Below are 15,929 nucleotides of genomic sequence, written 5' to 3' on the forward strand. Positions count from 1 at the left end.
CGATGTTATCTTTCGCCAATAAGTCGCGGCTGCCTCCGACCTAGAGTGATTGCCGATTCGGAGATAACATCGTGATATGACGATGCAAGCCGAACGTTCTCATGAGCTGCCGACGATTGCCGAAGCCGAGGCGCTGACCTCTGCGGCAGCCCTCTTCCATAGCCTCGGCGATCCTTCCCGACTGGTGATCCTGCAGCATCTGCAACTCGGGGAGCACCGCGTGGTCGACCTGGTGAAGCACCTCGGTCTCTCCCAGAGCACCGTCTCCAAGCATCTCGCCTGCTTGAAAGACACCGGCATGGTCGTCTCGCGAGCCGAGGGGCGGGCCTCGATGTACTCGCTCGCGCATCCCGACGCCGTCGTTGCGATCCTCGCAGCAGCCGAGAAGATGCTAGCTCTCACCGGGGACGCCGTCCGCTTGTGCCCCATGCATCATGAGGGCATCATGAGGGCATCACCGCTGACTGACCGGCCAGCGTGCTCACTCCGGCGTCTCTTCGACAGGCGCGGGCTCGGCAGCCGCCGGCGACTGCGCGGGAGGCTGCTGTTTCGGCGGGAGACCAGCTTTCGCGCGCTCCTCGGCCTCGATCTGCTTATAGACCCGGCGCTCCGTGCGATCGGCCCGAGAGATCGCGCGGATCACGAACCAGAAGAAGGCGCCGATGATCACCGACGGGGTGAGCGACCAGAGCGCGTTCGCCCACCAGTTCTCCATGCGCAGAGGCTACTGTTGCATGCTGTGAGAACAATGCAATAACTCGACGAGATGTAGAGTAAAAATCATCGACGAGGAGGGTACGACATGGCCGGGGTGCGCAAACGCGAATGGGGCGGTCTCGAAGACGAGGTCATGCAACGACTCCACGAACAGGAGCGCGCCGTGAGCGCGCGCGAACTGCAGACCATGTTCAGCGAACCCGTGCCGGCCTACACGACGCTCATGACGGCACTTACCCGCTTGGAAGGGAAAGGCCGCGTCGAACGGATCGGCGACTCGCCCCGGAAGATCAGCTTCCGACCGCTGCGATCAAGTGAGAAGGAGGCGAGCGAGACGATGACCTCCGCGCTCGAGCAGGCCGCCGACCGGCGGGCCGCCCTGCTCGCCTTCGCCGGGAATCTCGCCGAAGACGACGTCGCCGCGCTCATGGACGCCTTCGGCGAGGCGAAGCCCGAAGGATAACCGACCGTGCTGCTCCTTGCCCTAGTTCTCCTGGGCACGGCCCTCGCGCTCGCCGTGCTCTGCCCGCGCGTGCTCACCGCAGGACGCTGGCACCTCTTCCACCCGAGAGCCGCGCTGACGGTCTGGTTCGGGTCGTTCGGCGTGGGCATCGCGACCGCCCTCGCCGGCATCGCCCTCGGCATCGTCGCGGTCGAGTCGCTGCGGCACACCATCCCGCACACCACCAGCGTGACCGTATCAGCGGTGATCTGGGTCGCCGCCGGGATCTCCGGCGTCTTCCTCGTCTTCGCCTTCACCTTCGCCGGCTCGCTGCAGTCCCTGCGCCCGGCCTCCCACTCCCACGCTGTCGCCTATGCGAGAGACGAGCACATCGGATTCACCCTCGTCCGCTTCCACTCGGAGACGCCCGAAGCCTATGCTGTCCCCGGCAGACGTCCCGAGATCTTCGTCTCCTCAGCCATGGAGCAGCTCCTCACCCCGCCGCAGTTGCAAGCCGTGCTCGCCCACGAGTTCGCCCATCTGCGCCACCAGCACGGACTCGCCATCCGCATTGCCCAGCTCAACACGCTCGTCCTGCCGGGTACCCGAGCCAGCCGAGCGCTCGAACGCGCCACCCGCCTGCAGATTGAGCTCGCTGCCGACGATGCCGCCGCCCGTCAAGTCGGGGCCGCACACCTCGCGAATGCACTCATCGTCCTCGCAGCCGCGACGCACGATGTCGGCATGACCCTCCGAGCCGAGCGCCTCACCCGGAAACGCTGGCCTACCCCGCAGCGACGCCGCATCCCGCAGGGCCTGCACGCCGCCGCACAGTTGCGCTGACCTCGTCGCGCCGGCTGCCCGCGCCAAGCTCGCGTACGTCTACATCTTGTAGTCTTAAGCGAGTATCCCGAGGAGAGGACGACGGCGATGGACGTGACCAGCAAGCAGGAGCTCACCGTCAACGGCATGACCTGCAGCCACTGCGCTCAGACGTTGACCACGGTGCTCAGCGCGCTCAGCGGCGTCGAGAACGTCGACGTCGACGTGACCTCCGGCCGGGTGATCCTCGACGTCGCCCACCCCCTCAGCACCAACGCCCTCACGCAGGCCGTCAGCGAGGCCGGCTTCGAACTCACCGCCATCCGCGAGCGGGCACGATGAGCAGCAGCGCGGCCACGACCACGCCCGCTCAGGCCTCACGGGAGCGCTCGCCACGTCGCACCGCCGTCGCTCTGGCGATCGCGGCATTCGGTCTCCTTGCGATCATCGTCCCCCCGATCGTCGCCACGCTCCGCATCGGGCCGGCCGCCTATGAACAGATCTACCTCACCTTCCCTGGCTTCGACGTCGCCGTGCCGACCGCGCTCGGGCAGGGACTCGGCGATCTCGCCGCCATGCTCACCCTCGGCGCCCTGCTGTACCTCCTGTTCTTCCGTGACGCTCGCGGCAAACAGGCCAAACGGATCGAGCCATGCCTCGAACTCGCCCTGCTGCGTATCGCCTCGGTCGCCTGGGCGATGGTGTCGGCAGGCATGGTGGTCTTCGAATCGCTCGACAGCAGCGGCATGCCCCTCGCGCGTCTCACGGAGCCGGGCGCATTCGCCTTCCTCTACGAGACGAGCGCCTTCCCGCGAGCCTGGACGGTGTCGCTGGTCGCCGCCGTCATCACCTCACTCGTCTGCCAGTTCGTCACCCGGTGGACAGGACTCCTCATCCCGCTCTGGGTGACCTGCTTCGGCATCCTCGCCCCCGTGGTCGTCGGGCAGATCCTCGTCGGCCCGAATCACGACCTCGGCAGCGACGCCGGCACCTATCAAACCCTCGCCACCGGAGCAGTCTTCGGCGTCATCCTCATCGCCGCCATCCGCGCCGCGAGCGGCCGCACCCTCGACCCGGTCATCGTCACCCGCCTCACCAGCTTCGTGCTCGCGGGCATTGCGCTCATCATCGCCACCGACCTCGTTCTGACCTGGTTCAAGCTTGCCGGATCGAGCCTCCTCGAGTCCGAGACGGGCTGGCAGATCCTCGCACGCTGGGCATGCCTGGCACTCCTCACCGTCGCCCTGCTCGGCTGGCGCGCGGCCCAGCGCGCAAACCCGGCACAGCCCGCTGCCCTGCCGCCCGCCATCGCGACCCTAGCGATCACCGGATGGATCGGGATCACCGCGGCGATGACGAGGATCCCGCCACCCCACTACTTCCAGCCCACCAGCATCTCCCAGGTGTTCCTCGGCTTCGACGTCGACGAGGCACCCTCGATGCTCGTGTGGTTGACGCACTGGCGGCCCAATCTCCTCTTCATCGTGCTCGCGATCGCCGCCATCGCCGCCTACCTCTGGGCGGTGCGCGTGCTACGCACGCGCGGCGACCGGTGGCCGATCGGCCGCACGGTCTCCTGGATCGGCGGGTGGTGCGTCATCGTCTTCGCCACGAGCTCGGGCTTCGGCAAGTACTCCGCCCCCGACTTCGGCACGCACATGATCGTGCACATGAGCCTGAACATGCTCGCCCCGATCCTCCTGGTGATGGGCGGCATCATCACCCTGCTGCTGCGGGCGACCCGCGCAGACCCCACCAGACCAGCAGGCCTGCACCTCTGGATCACCTGGATGCTGCACTGGAAGGCGCTCCGCCTCGTCTACAACCCGCTGTTCGTGTTCGTGCTCTTCGTCGGCTCCTACTACGGGCTGTACTTCACCGGGATCTTCGAAGAGGGCATGCGGTTCCACTGGGCGCACCAGCTCATGAACGTCCACTTCATCATCGCCGGGTACCTCTTCTACGGGCTCGTAATCGGGGTCGACCGACCGCCGCGCCCCCTCCCGCACATCGGCAAGCTCGGCTTCGTGCTCGCCGCGATGCCGTTCCACGCGTTCTTCGGCGTGATCCTGATGATGGCTGATGGCGAGTGGATCGCGGAGAACTTCTACCTCTACTTCGGGCTGCCCTGGACAAACCTCCAAGCCTCCCAATACCTCGGCGGCGGCGTCGCCTGGGCTGGCGGCGAGCTGCCGCTGCTGCTCGTCATCATCGCGCTCGGCATCCAATGGTCGCGGCAGGACGCGAAAGAGGCCCGCCGCAAGGATCGACACCTGGACTCCGGCCGCGATGAGGAGTTCGACGACTACAACAAGATGCTCGAAACTCTCGCCAATCGACGGCAAGCCGCAGGCCCTGGACGACCCGCGCCCCGGAGCGAAGAGGAGCCCCAGTCGTGACCCTCGCCCCCGACGTCGTCGAGCCGTTGCAGCTCGACGTCTCAGGCATGACCTGCGCCGCCTGCGCGGGACGCGTCGAGCGCGCCCTGAACAAGATCGAGGGTGTCACCGCGAGCGTGAACTACGCGACCGAGCGCGCCATCGTCTCTGGCCTCGGCGCCGCTCGCGCGAGCGAAGCACTCGAGCGCGTCGAGAAAGCCGGCTACGGGGCGCGCATCCACGACGACGCCGACGACGCCTGGTCAAAGCGCGCTACCGAAGTGCGCATCACCTCGCTGCGCAGACGGCTCATCCTCGCCGCCGTGCTCACCGTGCCGCTCATGGATCTCACGATCGTGCTCGCCCTCGTCCCCGAGTGGCGCTTCCCCGGCTGGGAATGGCTCTGCGTCGCCCTCGCCGTGCCGATCGTCACCTGGGCGGCCTGGCCGTTCCACAAGGCCACCCTCAGAAACCTCCGCCACGGCGACGTCAGCATGGATACCCTCGTCTCCCTCGGCATCGCCGCGTCCTTCGGCTGGTCGGTTGTGACGCTGCTACTCGGTATCGAGGGGAGCGGGGCCGGATACTGGCTTGGCATCGGCGCCACTCCCGAGGGGGCAAACGCCATCTATCTGGACGTCGCCGCCGGCATGACCACCTTTCAGCTCGCCGGCCGCTACTTCGAAACCCGCTCACGCCGCAAAGCCGGCGACGTGCTCGGCGCTCTCAGCGAGCTTGCCGCCACGCACGTCCGCATCCAGCGCGACGGCACCGAGGAGATCAGGCCCGCCACGGAACTCCGCGTCGACGACGTGTTCGTCGTGCTCCCCGGCGAAACTCTCCCCGCCGACGGCACCATCATCGTCGGTAGCGCCGACATCGACGCCAGCATGCTCACCGGCGAACCGCTCCCCGTCACTGCCTCGAGCGGCGATGCGGTGATCGGCGGCACGATCAGCACCAACGGCCGCCTCGAAGTGCGCACGAGCTCGGTCGGCGCACACACCCAGCTCGCGCAGATGACCGCCCTCGCCGAACAAGCCCAGGCCCGCAAAGCCCGCGTGCAGACCCTCGTCGACCGCGTCACCCGCTACTTCGTACCCGGAGTGATCGTTCTCGCCATCCTCGTCACCACTGGGTGGATGCTCGCCGGCCGCTCCTTTGAAGAGGCCTTCGGGATCGGGATCTCCACCCTCATCATTGCCTGCCCATGCGCCCTCGGGCTCGCCACTCCGACCGCGCTCATGGTCGGCATCGGCCGGGGCGCCAGCCTCGGCATCCTCGTGAAGGGGCAGGACGCGCTCGAGGCGAGCGGCACGATCACCACCGTGGTGCTCGACAAGACCGGTACCCTCACCACCGGCGAGATGACCGTGCGCAGCATCGCCACCGTTCCCGGCGTCGCCGAGCACGAGCTGCTACGCGTCGCCGCCTCCGTGGAGCAGGGATCGGAGCACCTCATCGCCCGTGCCATCGTCGCGGCCGCGAAGCAGCAGATCGCCGACCTCGACCCCGTCAGAGACTTCATCGCCGTGCCCGGCCGGGGCGCCTCCGGCACCGTCGCCGGCGACACCGTCCACATCGGCAGCCTCGCCTACCTGGACGAGCAGGGCGTCTCGACCGGTGCCGCCCGCGTCTACCTCACCGAGGCCGACGCCACGGAATCGACCGTGTTCGTCTCCCAGGCAGGACGCCTGATCGGGCGCTTCGGACTCGCCGACACCATCAAGCCGAACGCCCGTGCTGCAATCCAAGCGCTGCAGCAACAGGGCCTCACCACCGTGCTGCTCACCGGCGACTCCCGAACGGCCGCAGAGGAGATCGCCGACACCCTCGGCATCGACCGCGTCTCCGCAGAAGTGCTGCCCGCCGAGAAAGGCGATGCGATTCGCGAGCTGCAAGCGGCGGGAGAGCGGGTCGCGATGGTCGGCGACGGCATCAACGACGCCGTCGCCCTCGCCGCCGCCGACCTCGGCCTCGCCGTCGTCTCCGGCACCGACATCGCCCTCAAATCGGCCGACGTCATCCTCGTTCGGGAAGACCTCGCCGTGATCCCCGAGGCGATCGAGCTCTCCCGTCGCACCCTTCGCACCATCCGCGTGAACCTCGGCTGGGCGTTCGGCTACAACCTCGCCGCGATCCCGATCGCCGCTGCCGGCTTACTGAATCCCCTCATCGCCGCCGGCGCCATGGCACTCTCCTCGGTGCTCGTCGTCTTCAACAGCCTTCGGCTGCAGAACTACCGCCGCCGGATATAGACGGGCTCTCAAAGGTGCGACCACCCCAATACGCGCGCTTCGACGTTGCCCCGATCTCGAAGCGTCGACTGCGCTGGGAGCTCGCGATCGTGCTCGCACTGTCTTTCGGCTACGCGGGCGTGCAGTCGATCATCACGATCCTGCGCCGCCTCAGCCAGGAGACCGCGCTCGCCTCCCAGACCGCCACCATCAACCGGCCGCTGGCCGAGCAGCCCCTCTTCGACCTCGCCTACCAGCTGCTCGGCTTCGTGGGGGAACTCGCACCCGTCGCGCTCGTGGCGTATCTGCTCTGGCGCACAGCGGCCCCGCACCTGGGAAACCTCGGCCTCGGACGGCTCCCCGGCAGGGGCGGCCGGTGGTGGCTGGCAGACACCGGCTGGGGTGTCGTGCTCGCGGCTGCGATCGGGATCCCGGGGCTCGCGTTCTACCTCTTCTCGCGCATCATCGGGATCAACGCGAACGTCGTACCGACCGCCCTCGACGCCTACTGGTGGACGGTGCCCGTGCTGATCCTCTCCGCCCTGCGTGCAGCTCTCGGCGAGGAACTCATCGTCGTCGCCTACTTCTTCGACCGTATGCGACGCCTCGGGGTCGGCCCGATCTCCACCATCGTCTCAAGCGCACTGCTGCGCGGCAGCTACCACCTCTACCAGGGCATCGGCGCATTCATCGGCAACGTGGTCATGGGGCTCCTCTTCGGCTGGGTCTACCACCGCTGGGGGAGGTCGTTGCCGCTCATCGTCGCGCACTGGCTGCTCAACATCGTCAGCTTCGTCGGCTACCCGCTCGCGCTGCTGCTCTGGCCCACTCTCTTCCAAGTCGCGCCATAGCAGGCCGACTACCCGTTCATGAGCAGCAGCATCGCCGTCATCCCCGCCGCCATCAGGCAGTGGCAGAGCGCGTGCAACCGATCCCCGCGAACCGTCGCCGCGCGGAAGGCCCACCACAGTGCGATCGCTGCGCTTCCAGCCACAAACACCACGTTGACGACGTCCACCCACACCGGGGTGGTCATCGCCAACATCATCGCCTCATCAGCGGCCTCTCCGTGGCCGCCACCGTGCTCCCCGCCGCCCATGTCCGCCATGAGCAGCGGCATCGCCGCGATCATCCACACCATCGCGCCAGCGAGCCAGATATGCCCGGCGAGATCGACGCGGCGGGCCGGCAACGGCGCCTTCCAGAGCCCCGGCACTAGGGCGAGCGCAAGTACGGTGAAGACCACGATCTGCGCCCAGTTCGACGCCGCCGGAATCGACATCATCCAGCACATCGCGATCATCCCGGCGCTCATCACCAGGTGCATGAGATGGATCGCCATCGACTCGAGCACCGGGCCGCGCCGCGCGCCGGGAGGGGGCCGGTGCGCGATGAGGCGCACGAGGCAGTACACCCCGGTGAACGCGAAGACGACGGTGAGAATCAGATTCCACGGGGAAGCCAGCATACCCACGAGCTTACATCTACATCATGTAGAGTACGGGCCAAGGCCCGCATCCCTCGAGGTTCCCCGAACCCGGGGGAGGGGAGGAGACATCCCGGGCGCCCGGCGCGGCCCAGAACCCCTGCGGCGTCTGCGAAAGGAATACTGACCATGACCGGACTCACCTTCGCCGTCGGCGGCATCCTCACCGCCACCGGCGTCGTCGCCTACTTCGCGTCCGACGCGAGCAGCATGACCGCACTCATCCCCTCCGCACTCGGCGTGCTCATCCTCGTCGCAGCCGTCATCTCACGCGCGCCGAAAGCCCGCCGCCACGCGATCCACGCCGCCCTCGCGATCGCCCTCCTCGGCATCGCCGGCACCGCGATGAACGTGATGAAGATCGGGGAACTCTTCGCCGGCACCGCCGAGCGACCGAACGCCGTGATCGCGAGCACCGTCACCTTCGTCGTGCTCCTCGTATTCCTCGCCGTCGGCATCGCCTCCTTCGTCCGCGCCCGCCGCTACCGCGCGCAGCAGCCGACGAACGCCCCCGCCTGAGCCGCAACCGCAGTTCCCCGCATGTCCAGCCCCGAGTCCGAGCCCCACGCGCCGTCTGCAGTGTCGCCGTCCTGGGGCTGGGCACGGGGCACGCCGCCGCAGCTGCGCATCATGGAGACCGAACCGCTCGACTACCACAGCCTGCTGCGCGGCACCTCCGCCTACCGATGGTGGAAACCGCTCGCCCTGCTCCTGCTGTCAGGGGCCTTCTTCGGCATCCTCACCGTGGTAGTCACCGTGGCCGTCATCCCAGTGCTCCTGCTCACGGATCCCGACTATCCGGCGCAGGTCGCCGCCGGCACTGCCGCGGCGCTCGACACCCAACGGCCCGTCTCGGTACTCGTGAGCATGGTGTCGATCATCATCATGCTCCCGGCGGTGCTGCTCGCGATGCTCGTCCTCGGCATGCGGCCCATCGGCCTGATCTGGTCAGTCGCGGCCCGCATGCGCTGGGGGCTGCTCGGGCGACTGTTCGTCATCTCCGTGCTCGCGATCGCCGTGATGAACCTCGTCGGTATCGCCGCAGGCGTGCTCCTCGAGCCCGCCACCGACCCTGCAGCGGCTGCGAACGAGACTGCCTTCGATGCACGCGCCGCGCTGCTATCGATGCTGCTCGTGCTGCTCCTGGTGCCGCTGCAATCCACTGCCGAAGAGATCGTCTTCCGGGGACTCTTCATGCAGGTGCTGGGAGCCTGGCTCAGAAACCCCTGGTTCGCGATCCTGATCCCCTCGATCGGCTTCGCGTCCCTCCACATCTACGACATCTGGGGACTCCTCGCCGTCGGGTTGCTTGGCGCAGTATCCGCCTGGCTCACCTGGCGCACCGGCGGCCTCGAGGCAGCGATCGCGATCCACGTCGTCAACAACTACGTCGCTTTCGGCATCATGGCGTCGGGCCTCACCGGGGAAACCGCGCAGACCACAGGCGACGGCAGCGCCGCCGGACTGATCGGCCAGATCGCCGGTCTTGCGCTCTTCGCCTGGCTCACGCTGCGCGTCTTCACACGGGGCGGGTACGGCCGGCAGCGCATCGACCTCATCCAGCACACCTCCGCGCCGAAGGAGCGGGGAACCCGGTAGAGCGCCGCCGAGTCGACACCGGGAGAGCAGTCCCGCGTCGCACGCCCACACTAACCCAGAAATCGAGAGTAAGAGAGACACCATGGACGCCGACACTCGCCGCATCCTCGTGCACGCCCTCGGAGCCGTCCTAACAGTCGGCCTGCTCGGAGGACTCGCCGCCTGTGCCGCCACGAAGCCCGAGGTCACCCCCTCTGCCGAGGACGCCGCCCCCGCCGTCACGGTACGGGCCTACGACAACGCCTACGACATAGCCGAGGTCGAGGTTGCCGAGGGCGAAGCGGTGCGCTGGGTGTTCGAGGGACAGAACGAGCACGATGTCGTCGCCCAGGATGCGAGCTTCGTGAGCGATCTCATGCGACAGGGCAGCTTCACCCATGTCTTCGACCAGGCCGGCAGCTACGAATACGACTGTTCCATTCACGCGGAGATGAAAGGCGTCGTCAACGTGACGGCCGACTGACCCGTGCCCAGGATCCCGCATGCAGAGCGCCTCTGCCCGGCCGCTGCATTCGTATCGAGCAGCCGTCATCCGTTCAGCCTCCCCTGGTGTAGATTCGAACCATGACCACGAGCGCTGAGACACCGCTACGCCGACGACGCATCGGCTTCGCCTGGTTCTCGATCGTGGCCGGCATCGTCGGCTGGTTCGCCTCCTTCGAACTGCTCACCGAGTACATCAAGACCCTGCAGGAACCCACCCACGCGCCCAACTGCAACATCTCGAAGCTCGTCACCTGCGGGCCGAACATGGACTCCTGGCAGGGTTCCCTCTTCGGGTTCTCCAACACCATCATCGGCGTCACCGCCTTCACCGCGCCGATCCTCGTCGGGGCCGCGATCCTCGCCGGAGCACACTTCGCCCAATGGTTCTGGCGGCTCTACTGCCTCGGCCTCCTCGGAGGCATCGTCTTCATCACCTGGCTGCAGTACCAGAGCTTCTACTCTCTCGGCACCCTCTGCCCCTGGTGCATGGTCGTCTGGACGGCCATGATCCCGCTCTGGTGGGTCACCGTCGCGAAAGCCGGCGCCGACGGCCTCCTCCTCCCGGGCGACTCCGCCATGCGCGCGCTCAAAGGATTCGCGTCCTGGGCATGGGTCGCGATCCTCCTCCACTTCGTCATTGTCGCCACCGTCGCGCAGCTCGCCGTCGACTGGCTCTTGGAGTTCCGACTCTGACTCGGCAACGCGCGACGAACTCCCAGGCTGCGGCAGTCAACTTCACAGCCAGGGAGCGACCCGGCTGCTTTACGCTGACATCATGAACTGCCCCAGCGATGGAACCACCCTGTTGATGAGCGAGCGACAGGGAGTCGAAGTCGACTACTGCCCGCAGTGCCGGGGCATCTGGCTCGACCGGGGCGAGCTAGACAAGATCCTCGAGCGTATGCAGGCCGAAAGCGACGCGGCGCCAGGCTCGCAGTATGCAGAACCCCGCTATGACGACTACGAGGCACCCCGGTACGACGATCGACGTCGCGACAGTCATCACGACGACCGCCGACGAGAAGGCCACCACGGTGACCGACGCGGCGGCTACTCCGACGATCGCCAACGCGATCCCCGCTACCGCAAAAAGAAGAGTCCCTTCGAGTTCCTCGGAGACATCTTCGACTCCTGAGAGCTTCAGCACAGTCGTAGCTGCAGACGGTAGTCGGCCCTACGCCCGGACGATCATGAGCTCGTCCCAATGCGTTGTCGCCCTGGGCGTCAGCAGTCCACGCTTCATCTGCCAGGCCGGGCCGGGCCGGAGACCGCCATAGCCGAGCCCGAGCACCTCTCGGCCGGCCTTCTTCTGCACCGCGTCCACGAGCGGCGCGATACTCGCATCCTCGTGGATGTGCCTGAACAGCTCGAGGGCCTGGTGCGCCTCAGCCGCGTGCAGATCCGTAAGCAGCAGCCCGGCCCGCGCATACCGCGTTCCCTCCTGAATCTGCGGGAGCAGCAGATGTGCCGCTCGCGTCAGCATGACCGGATCTGCCGTCGGATAGGGGAGCGGCACCCGGACAGCCGGATAGTGCTGCTGCTCGTGCCAGTGACTCGTGCCGGCGAACGCCTGCACCGACTTCGCCACCTGGCAGTGCTTCACCAGGCGCGCCGCGGCCTGCTGCGCATAGATCGAGAGTGCCTGCCGCATCCCCTCGATCGTGGTCACCTTCTCTGAGAAGGAACGCGACACGATCACCTCGTCTTTCTTCCCCGTGCGATCCTCCTCCGGGCCGATGCACGCGACCCCGCGCAGCTCGAGCGCGGTGCGCATGACGACCACGGAAAAGCAGCGTCGGATCTGCGCAGGATCCGCGGTGGCGAGATCCCACACGGAGGTGATGCCGTACCCTGCGAGCCGCCGCTCGAGGCGCCGCGCGATCCCCCAGACCTCCGAGACCGGCAGTCGGCGCATCAGCTGCTCGCGCCACGCCTCCCGCGTCGCCGGCCACACGCACACCCCTTCGAAGACCGGGATCTTCTTGGCCGCGCGGTTCGCGAGCTTCGCGAGGGTGCGGGTCGGCGCGATCCCGACGCAGACGGGCACGCCGACGAGCCGGCGCACCTCGTCTCTGATTGTGCGCCCGAGCACCGACATGGCCTCGGGATCGGCCGAAGTCCGACGATCCACCGCGGCGAACGCCTCGTCGATCGAATACACGTCGAGCTCGTGCGTGAAGCGCTCGAGCACCTCTACTGGTAGGTCCGATTGTTGAAGAGTGCACTTTTCATGCACTGTTCGTCGATGATGCGGAGGTCACGCGCGAAGGGCGTTGGCAGCCCTGCCTGAGCACGGTAGGTGAACATCCGGTGACAAAGCCGGCATGGGCTCGCGAACTGATTCGATAGATGTCAATATAGAAGTATGTCGAATCAAGAAGTCGAACTGGTCATCGTCGGGTCCGGTCCCGCCGGATACACCGCGGCGGTCTACGCGGCCCGCGCGGGTCTTGCGCCGAACGTGATCGCGGGCTCGGTCACCGCGGGCGGTGCGCTGATGACGACGACCGAGGTGGAGAACTTCCCCGGCTTCGTCGATGGCGTGCAGGGGCCGGAGCTGATGGAGTCGATGCGGGCGCAGGCTGAGCGGTTCGGCGCTCGGATCGTCTACGACGACGCGATTCGCCTCGAGCTCGACGGCGACGTGAAGACCCTCGAGACGGGTGCCGGGATGACGTACCGGGCGCGGGCGGTGATCCTGACGATGGGTTCCGCGTACCGCAAGCTCGGCCTCCCCGAGGAAGAGCGCCTGTCGGGGCACGGAGTGTCCTGGTGCGCGACCTGCGACGGGTTCTTCTTCCGCGACAAGGAGATCGCCGTGATCGGTGGCGGGGATTCCGCGATGGAGGAGGCGCTGTTCCTCACCCGGTTCGCATCGAAAGTCACCGTCGTGCACCGCCGGGACGAGTTCCGAGCGTCGAGAATCATGGCACAGCGCGTGCTGGACGATCCGAAGATCGAGGTCGCCTGGAACAGCGAGGTCGCCGCGATCCTCGGCGACGAGCAGGTCACCGGGCTCACGCTGCGCGACACGATCACCGGGGCCGAGCGGAGGCTCGACGCGACGGGGGTGTTCGTCGCGATCGGGCACGACCCGCGCTCCGAGCTCGTGACTGGGCAGGTCGACACCGACGCGGACGGGTACGTGCGGGTCGCGCACCCGTCGACGCGGACGAATCTGGCCGGGGTGTTCGCGGCCGGGGATCTCGTCGACCACACGTATCGGCAGGCGATCACCGCCGCGGGCACCGGCTGCGCGGCCGCGCAGGACGCCCAGCACTACCTGTCGCACCTCGCACCCGCCACCGTTTCCGAGCCTGTTCTGGAGGTCTCCGTATGAGCACCGTCACCCCCGTCACCGACGCCACCTTCCAGGCCGAGGTGCTCGAGTCCGAGCTGCCCGTCGTGGTCGACATCTGGGCGACCTGGTGCGGCCCGTGCAGGGCGATCGCCCCGATCCTGGACCAGCTCGCCGGCGAGTACGAGGGCCGGGTGAAGATCGTGAAGATCGACGCCGACCAGAACCCCGAGACCGTGACCGCGGCCGGCGTGACCTCGATCCCGACCCTCGGCTTCTACCGGAACGGGGAACGTGTCGACGTGCTGATCGGCGCGCACCCGAAACCCGTCTACATCGCGAAGATCGAGGAGCTGCTCGCATGACCAACACCCTGACCCGCACCACCCCGAAACGGCTCTCCACCCTCGACAAGTGGCTGCCGCTGTGGATCGGCCTCGCGATGGTCGCAGGGCTCCTGCTCGGCCGGTTCGTGCCGGCGCTCTCCGACGCGCTCTCGGCGATGGAGATCGGCGGGATCTCGATACCGATCGGGCTGGGCCTGCTGGTGATGATGTACCCGGTGCTCGCGAAGGTTCGCTACGACAAGGTCGCCGCCGTCACCGGAGACAAGAAGCTCCTGGTCTCCTCGCTCGTGCTGAACTGGCTCGTCGGCCCTGCGGTCATGTTCGCTCTCGCGTGGATCTTCCTGCCCGATCTGCCCGAGTACCGCACCGGCCTGATCATCGTGGGTCTCGCCCGCTGCATCGCCATGGTGGTCATCTGGAACGATCTCGCGTGCGGTGACCGTGAGGCGACTGCGGTGCTGGTCGCGATCAACTCGGTGTTCCAAGTCGTCATGTTCTCAGTGCTGGGCTGGTTCTACCTGACCTTGCTGCCGGGCTGGCTGGGGCTGGATACACAAGGGCTGGAGATTTCGGTCTGGCAGATCGCATTGAACGTGCTCGTGTTCCTCGGCATCCCGCTCATCGCGGGCTTCGCCTCCCGCTTCATCGGCGAGAAGCGCAAGGGGCGCGACTGGTACGAAGAGAAGTTCCTCCCGAAGATCGGCCCATGGGCGCTCTACGGGCTGCTGTTCACGATCGTGCTGCTGTTCGCACTGCAGGGCAACGCGGTGCTGGCGAAGCCTCTCGACGTGGCGCGCATCGCGCTGCCGCTGCTGGTCTACTTCGGCCTGATGTGGTTCGCGGGGCTGCTGCTCGGCAAGGGCATCGGCCTCGGCTACGCGCGGTCGACGACGCTGGCGTTCACCGCGGCGGGCAACAACTTCGAGCTCGCGATCGCCGTCGCCATCGGGACCTTCGGGGCCGCCTCCGGCCAGGCGCTGGCCGGCGTCGTGGGTCCGCTCATCGAGGTCCCTGTGCTCGTCGGCCTCGTCTACGTCTCCCTCTGGGCCGCCAGAGCCTGGTTCCGCACGGATCCGTATACCGCTGAATCGAGGACGTCATGACCGACGCTGCCACCATCCCCGACGCCGAGGCATGCTCGCCGTCGACGACCCACGCAATCGGCGCGGAGGCGGCGAGCACGGTCGCCAGTGCTCTGAAGGCGCTGGCGGACCCGCTGCGGCTGCGGATGCTCTCCGCGATCGCGGCCGACCCGCGCGGCGAGTCCTGCGTGTGCGACCTCGCCGAGCTGGCAGAGGTCTCCCAGCCGACGGTCTCGCACCACCTGAAGGTGCTCAAGGAGACCGGGATGCTGGCCTCCGAGCGGCGCGGCACCTGGGTCTGGTACCGCATCGCGCCGGGCAAGCAGCGCGCCGTCGCGTCCCTCCTCGACGCGTTCGCTCCCGCCGCGGCCGTCACCGACGAACCCGAAGACGCCGCAGCACGGGCCGAGGCCCTGCAGCAGATGGACGCCCGCGTGACCCGCCTCGCCGAAGAGCTCGCGGACGAGCTCACCGGGCTGAACCGGGACCTCGTGATCGCGATCGTGCGCGAGTCCTACGCCGGCCTGGTGCGTTCAGCGAAGCTGACGGCGCACATGATCCCGCTGACCGAACGGTTCGCCCGGCAGCGCCTCGCCGACCTGGCCAGGGACCGCTCGGCCGGGGTGCCGCAGGTGCTGTTTGTGTGCGTGCAGAACGCGGGCCGCTCCCAGCTCGCCGCCGCGATCGTCAACCAGCTCGCAGGCGGTGCCGTGATCGCCCGCTCAGCAGGCTCCGCCCCTGCCTCGGACATGCACCCGCACGTGCGCTCCCTGCTCACGGAGATCGAGGGCGAGCAGGAAGCCGAGACGGCGTTCCCGAAGCCGCTCACCGACGACGCCGTGCGCGCGGCCGACGTGGTGGTCACCATGGGCTGCGGCGACGTCTGCCCGATCATCCCCGGCGTCCGCTACGAGGACTGGGCCGTGGGCGACCCGGCTCTCGCTTCCCCGGACGGGGTCGACGCGATCCGCCACGATATCGAGGGCCGCGTCCGCGAGCTCCTCGCCACGCTCACCGACTGAACGAAAGCGAACA

At 67.6% G+C, this 15,929-nt stretch carries 18 protein-coding genes and 1 pseudogene; 16 read left to right on the forward strand and 3 right to left on the reverse strand.

Annotation, left to right across the window (positions count from 1 at the left end):
• Nucleotides 1-82: 82 nt before the first annotated feature.
• Nucleotides 83-346 (forward strand): annotated as a pseudogene (locus tag P0D62_RS10565) (ArsR/SmtB family transcription factor); the annotation flags it as partial.
• A gap of 135 nt (nt 347-481) precedes the next feature.
• On the opposite strand, the gene P0D62_RS10570 reads toward P0D62_RS10565, so the two are convergent.
• Nucleotides 482-715, reverse strand: a complete 234-nt coding sequence (locus P0D62_RS10570; protein ID WP_017883901.1) for a hypothetical protein — start codon at nt 713-715, stop codon at nt 482-484.
• An 87-nt stretch (nt 716-802) separates the two neighbouring features.
• Here P0D62_RS10570 and P0D62_RS10575 point away from each other — a divergent pair, with 87 nt between their 5' ends.
• The 6 genes from P0D62_RS10575 to P0D62_RS10600 all read left to right on the forward strand — a co-directional run bounded on the left by P0D62_RS10575 (nt 803) and on the right by P0D62_RS10600 (nt 7,447).
• Nucleotides 803-1,180: a BlaI/MecI/CopY family transcriptional regulator gene (locus P0D62_RS10575; RefSeq protein ID WP_017883900.1), complete on the forward strand. Its 378-nt coding sequence runs from the start codon at nt 803-805 to the stop codon at nt 1,178-1,180.
• 6 nt (nt 1,181-1,186) lie between these two features.
• Nucleotides 1,187-2,002: a M56 family metallopeptidase gene (locus P0D62_RS10580; protein ID WP_017883899.1), complete on the forward strand. Its 816-nt coding sequence runs from the start codon at nt 1,187-1,189 to the stop codon at nt 2,000-2,002.
• 87 nt (nt 2,003-2,089) lie between these two features.
• Entirely contained in the window at nt 2,090-2,323 is a 234-nt protein-coding gene (locus tag P0D62_RS10585) for a heavy-metal-associated domain-containing protein (protein ID WP_017883898.1), read from the forward strand.
• On the forward strand, nt 2,320-4,380 hold the full coding sequence (locus P0D62_RS10590) for a cytochrome c oxidase assembly protein (protein WP_017883897.1): 2,061 nt from the start codon (nt 2,320-2,322) through the stop codon (nt 4,378-4,380). The genes P0D62_RS10585 and P0D62_RS10590 overlap by 4 nt, the downstream gene beginning before the upstream one ends.
• Entirely contained in the window at nt 4,377-6,617 is a 2,241-nt protein-coding gene (locus tag P0D62_RS10595) for a heavy metal translocating P-type ATPase (RefSeq protein WP_200114760.1), read from the forward strand. The genes P0D62_RS10590 and P0D62_RS10595 overlap by 4 nt, the downstream gene beginning before the upstream one ends.
• A gap of 14 nt (nt 6,618-6,631) precedes the next feature.
• Nucleotides 6,632-7,447, forward strand: a complete 816-nt coding sequence (locus P0D62_RS10600) for a CPBP family intramembrane glutamic endopeptidase (protein ID WP_017883895.1) — start codon at nt 6,632-6,634, stop codon at nt 7,445-7,447.
• A gap of 8 nt (nt 7,448-7,455) precedes the next feature.
• Here P0D62_RS10600 and P0D62_RS10605 read toward each other — a convergent pair whose 3' ends face one another.
• Nucleotides 7,456-8,064, reverse strand: a complete 609-nt coding sequence (locus P0D62_RS10605; protein ID WP_017883894.1) for a DUF5134 domain-containing protein — start codon at nt 8,062-8,064, stop codon at nt 7,456-7,458.
• Between the two features lie 147 nt (nt 8,065-8,211).
• On the opposite strand from P0D62_RS10605, the gene P0D62_RS10610 reads away from it, so the two are divergent.
• The 5 genes from P0D62_RS10610 (at nt 8,212) to P0D62_RS10630 (ending at nt 11,302) form a co-directional block, all read left to right on the forward strand.
• Nucleotides 8,212-8,601, forward strand: a complete 390-nt coding sequence (locus P0D62_RS10610) for a hypothetical protein (RefSeq protein WP_024356163.1) — start codon at nt 8,212-8,214, stop codon at nt 8,599-8,601.
• 21 nt (nt 8,602-8,622) lie between these two features.
• Nucleotides 8,623-9,681, forward strand: coding sequence for a CPBP family intramembrane glutamic endopeptidase (locus P0D62_RS10615; protein ID WP_024356162.1), 1,059 nt, complete (start codon nt 8,623-8,625; stop codon nt 9,679-9,681).
• 82 nt (nt 9,682-9,763) lie between these two features.
• Nucleotides 9,764-10,144 carry a cupredoxin domain-containing protein gene (locus tag P0D62_RS10620; RefSeq protein ID WP_017883892.1) on the forward strand — a complete coding sequence of 127 codons (381 nt, stop codon included), beginning with the start codon at nt 9,764-9,766 and terminating at the stop codon, nt 10,142-10,144.
• Between the two features lie 101 nt (nt 10,145-10,245).
• Nucleotides 10,246-10,860: a vitamin K epoxide reductase family protein gene (locus P0D62_RS10625; RefSeq protein ID WP_017883891.1), complete on the forward strand. Its 615-nt coding sequence runs from the start codon at nt 10,246-10,248 to the stop codon at nt 10,858-10,860.
• Between the two features lie 82 nt (nt 10,861-10,942).
• Entirely contained in the window at nt 10,943-11,302 is a 360-nt protein-coding gene (locus P0D62_RS10630) for a TFIIB-type zinc ribbon-containing protein (protein ID WP_024356160.1), read from the forward strand.
• A gap of 39 nt (nt 11,303-11,341) precedes the next feature.
• On the opposite strand, the gene P0D62_RS10635 is transcribed toward P0D62_RS10630, so the two are convergent.
• The gene (locus tag P0D62_RS10635) at nt 11,342-12,358 is read right to left on the reverse strand and encodes a DinB/UmuC family translesion DNA polymerase (protein ID WP_275702567.1); all 1,017 of its coding nucleotides are present in this window, start codon (nt 12,356-12,358) and stop codon (nt 11,342-11,344) included.
• Nucleotides 12,359-12,532: 174 nt separating this feature from the next.
• Between P0D62_RS10635 and trxB the strand changes: the two genes are divergently transcribed.
• Genes trxB through P0D62_RS10655 form a run of 4 tightly spaced genes read left to right on the forward strand, consistent with a single transcriptional unit; the run spans nt 12,533 to nt 15,916 of the window.
• Entirely contained in the window at nt 12,533-13,507 is a 975-nt protein-coding gene (gene trxB / locus P0D62_RS10640; protein WP_024356159.1) for a thioredoxin-disulfide reductase, read from the forward strand.
• Nucleotides 13,504-13,830 (forward strand): thioredoxin, encoded by a 327-nt coding sequence (gene trxA, locus P0D62_RS10645; RefSeq protein ID WP_275702568.1) that lies wholly within the window; start codon nt 13,504-13,506, stop codon nt 13,828-13,830. Before trxB ends, trxA begins: the two co-directional genes overlap by 4 nt.
• On the forward strand, nt 13,827-14,915 hold the full coding sequence (gene arsB / locus P0D62_RS10650; RefSeq protein ID WP_275702569.1) for an ACR3 family arsenite efflux transporter: 1,089 nt from the start codon (nt 13,827-13,829) through the stop codon (nt 14,913-14,915). The genes trxA and arsB overlap by 4 nt, the downstream gene beginning before the upstream one ends.
• Nucleotides 14,912-15,916, forward strand: a complete 1,005-nt coding sequence (locus P0D62_RS10655) for a metalloregulator ArsR/SmtB family transcription factor (RefSeq protein WP_010157041.1) — start codon at nt 14,912-14,914, stop codon at nt 15,914-15,916. The genes arsB and P0D62_RS10655 overlap by 4 nt, the downstream gene beginning before the upstream one ends.
• Nucleotides 15,917-15,929: the final 13 nt, after the last annotated feature.

It is taken from the genome of Tessaracoccus caeni, from assembly GCF_029211185.1.
Taxonomy (GTDB): Bacteria; Actinomycetota; Actinomycetes; order Propionibacteriales; family Propionibacteriaceae; genus Arachnia; species Arachnia caeni.

What these genes read in the sequence shown, in the direction of transcription:
- P0D62_RS10655 (WP_010157041.1), top strand. Translation starts at nt 14,912, where the DNA reads ATGACCGACGCTGCCACCATCCCCGACGCCGAGGCATGCTCGCCGTCG.
- P0D62_RS10625 (WP_017883891.1), top strand. Translation starts at nt 10,246, where the DNA reads ATGACCACGAGCGCTGAGACACCGCTACGCCGACGACGCATCGGCTTC.
- P0D62_RS10570 (WP_017883901.1), bottom strand. Translation starts at nt 715, where the DNA reads ATGGAGAACTGGTGGGCGAACGCGCTCTGGTCGCTCACCCCGTCGGTG.
- trxB (WP_024356159.1), top strand. Translation starts at nt 12,533, where the DNA reads ATGTCGAATCAAGAAGTCGAACTGGTCATCGTCGGGTCCGGTCCCGCC.
- P0D62_RS10575 (WP_017883900.1), top strand. Translation starts at nt 803, where the DNA reads ATGGCCGGGGTGCGCAAACGCGAATGGGGCGGTCTCGAAGACGAGGTC.
- arsB (WP_275702569.1), top strand. Translation starts at nt 13,827, where the DNA reads ATGACCAACACCCTGACCCGCACCACCCCGAAACGGCTCTCCACCCTC.
- P0D62_RS10615 (WP_024356162.1), top strand. Translation starts at nt 8,623, where the DNA reads ATGTCCAGCCCCGAGTCCGAGCCCCACGCGCCGTCTGCAGTGTCGCCG.
- trxA (WP_275702568.1), top strand. Translation starts at nt 13,504, where the DNA reads ATGAGCACCGTCACCCCCGTCACCGACGCCACCTTCCAGGCCGAGGTG.
- P0D62_RS10610 (WP_024356163.1), top strand. Translation starts at nt 8,212, where the DNA reads ATGACCGGACTCACCTTCGCCGTCGGCGGCATCCTCACCGCCACCGGC.
- P0D62_RS10590 (WP_017883897.1), top strand. Translation starts at nt 2,320, where the DNA reads ATGAGCAGCAGCGCGGCCACGACCACGCCCGCTCAGGCCTCACGGGAG.
- P0D62_RS10620 (WP_017883892.1), top strand. Translation starts at nt 9,764, where the DNA reads ATGGACGCCGACACTCGCCGCATCCTCGTGCACGCCCTCGGAGCCGTC.
- P0D62_RS10585 (WP_017883898.1), top strand. Translation starts at nt 2,090, where the DNA reads ATGGACGTGACCAGCAAGCAGGAGCTCACCGTCAACGGCATGACCTGC.
- P0D62_RS10630 (WP_024356160.1), top strand. Translation starts at nt 10,943, where the DNA reads ATGAACTGCCCCAGCGATGGAACCACCCTGTTGATGAGCGAGCGACAG.
- P0D62_RS10605 (WP_017883894.1), bottom strand. Translation starts at nt 8,064, where the DNA reads ATGCTGGCTTCCCCGTGGAATCTGATTCTCACCGTCGTCTTCGCGTTC.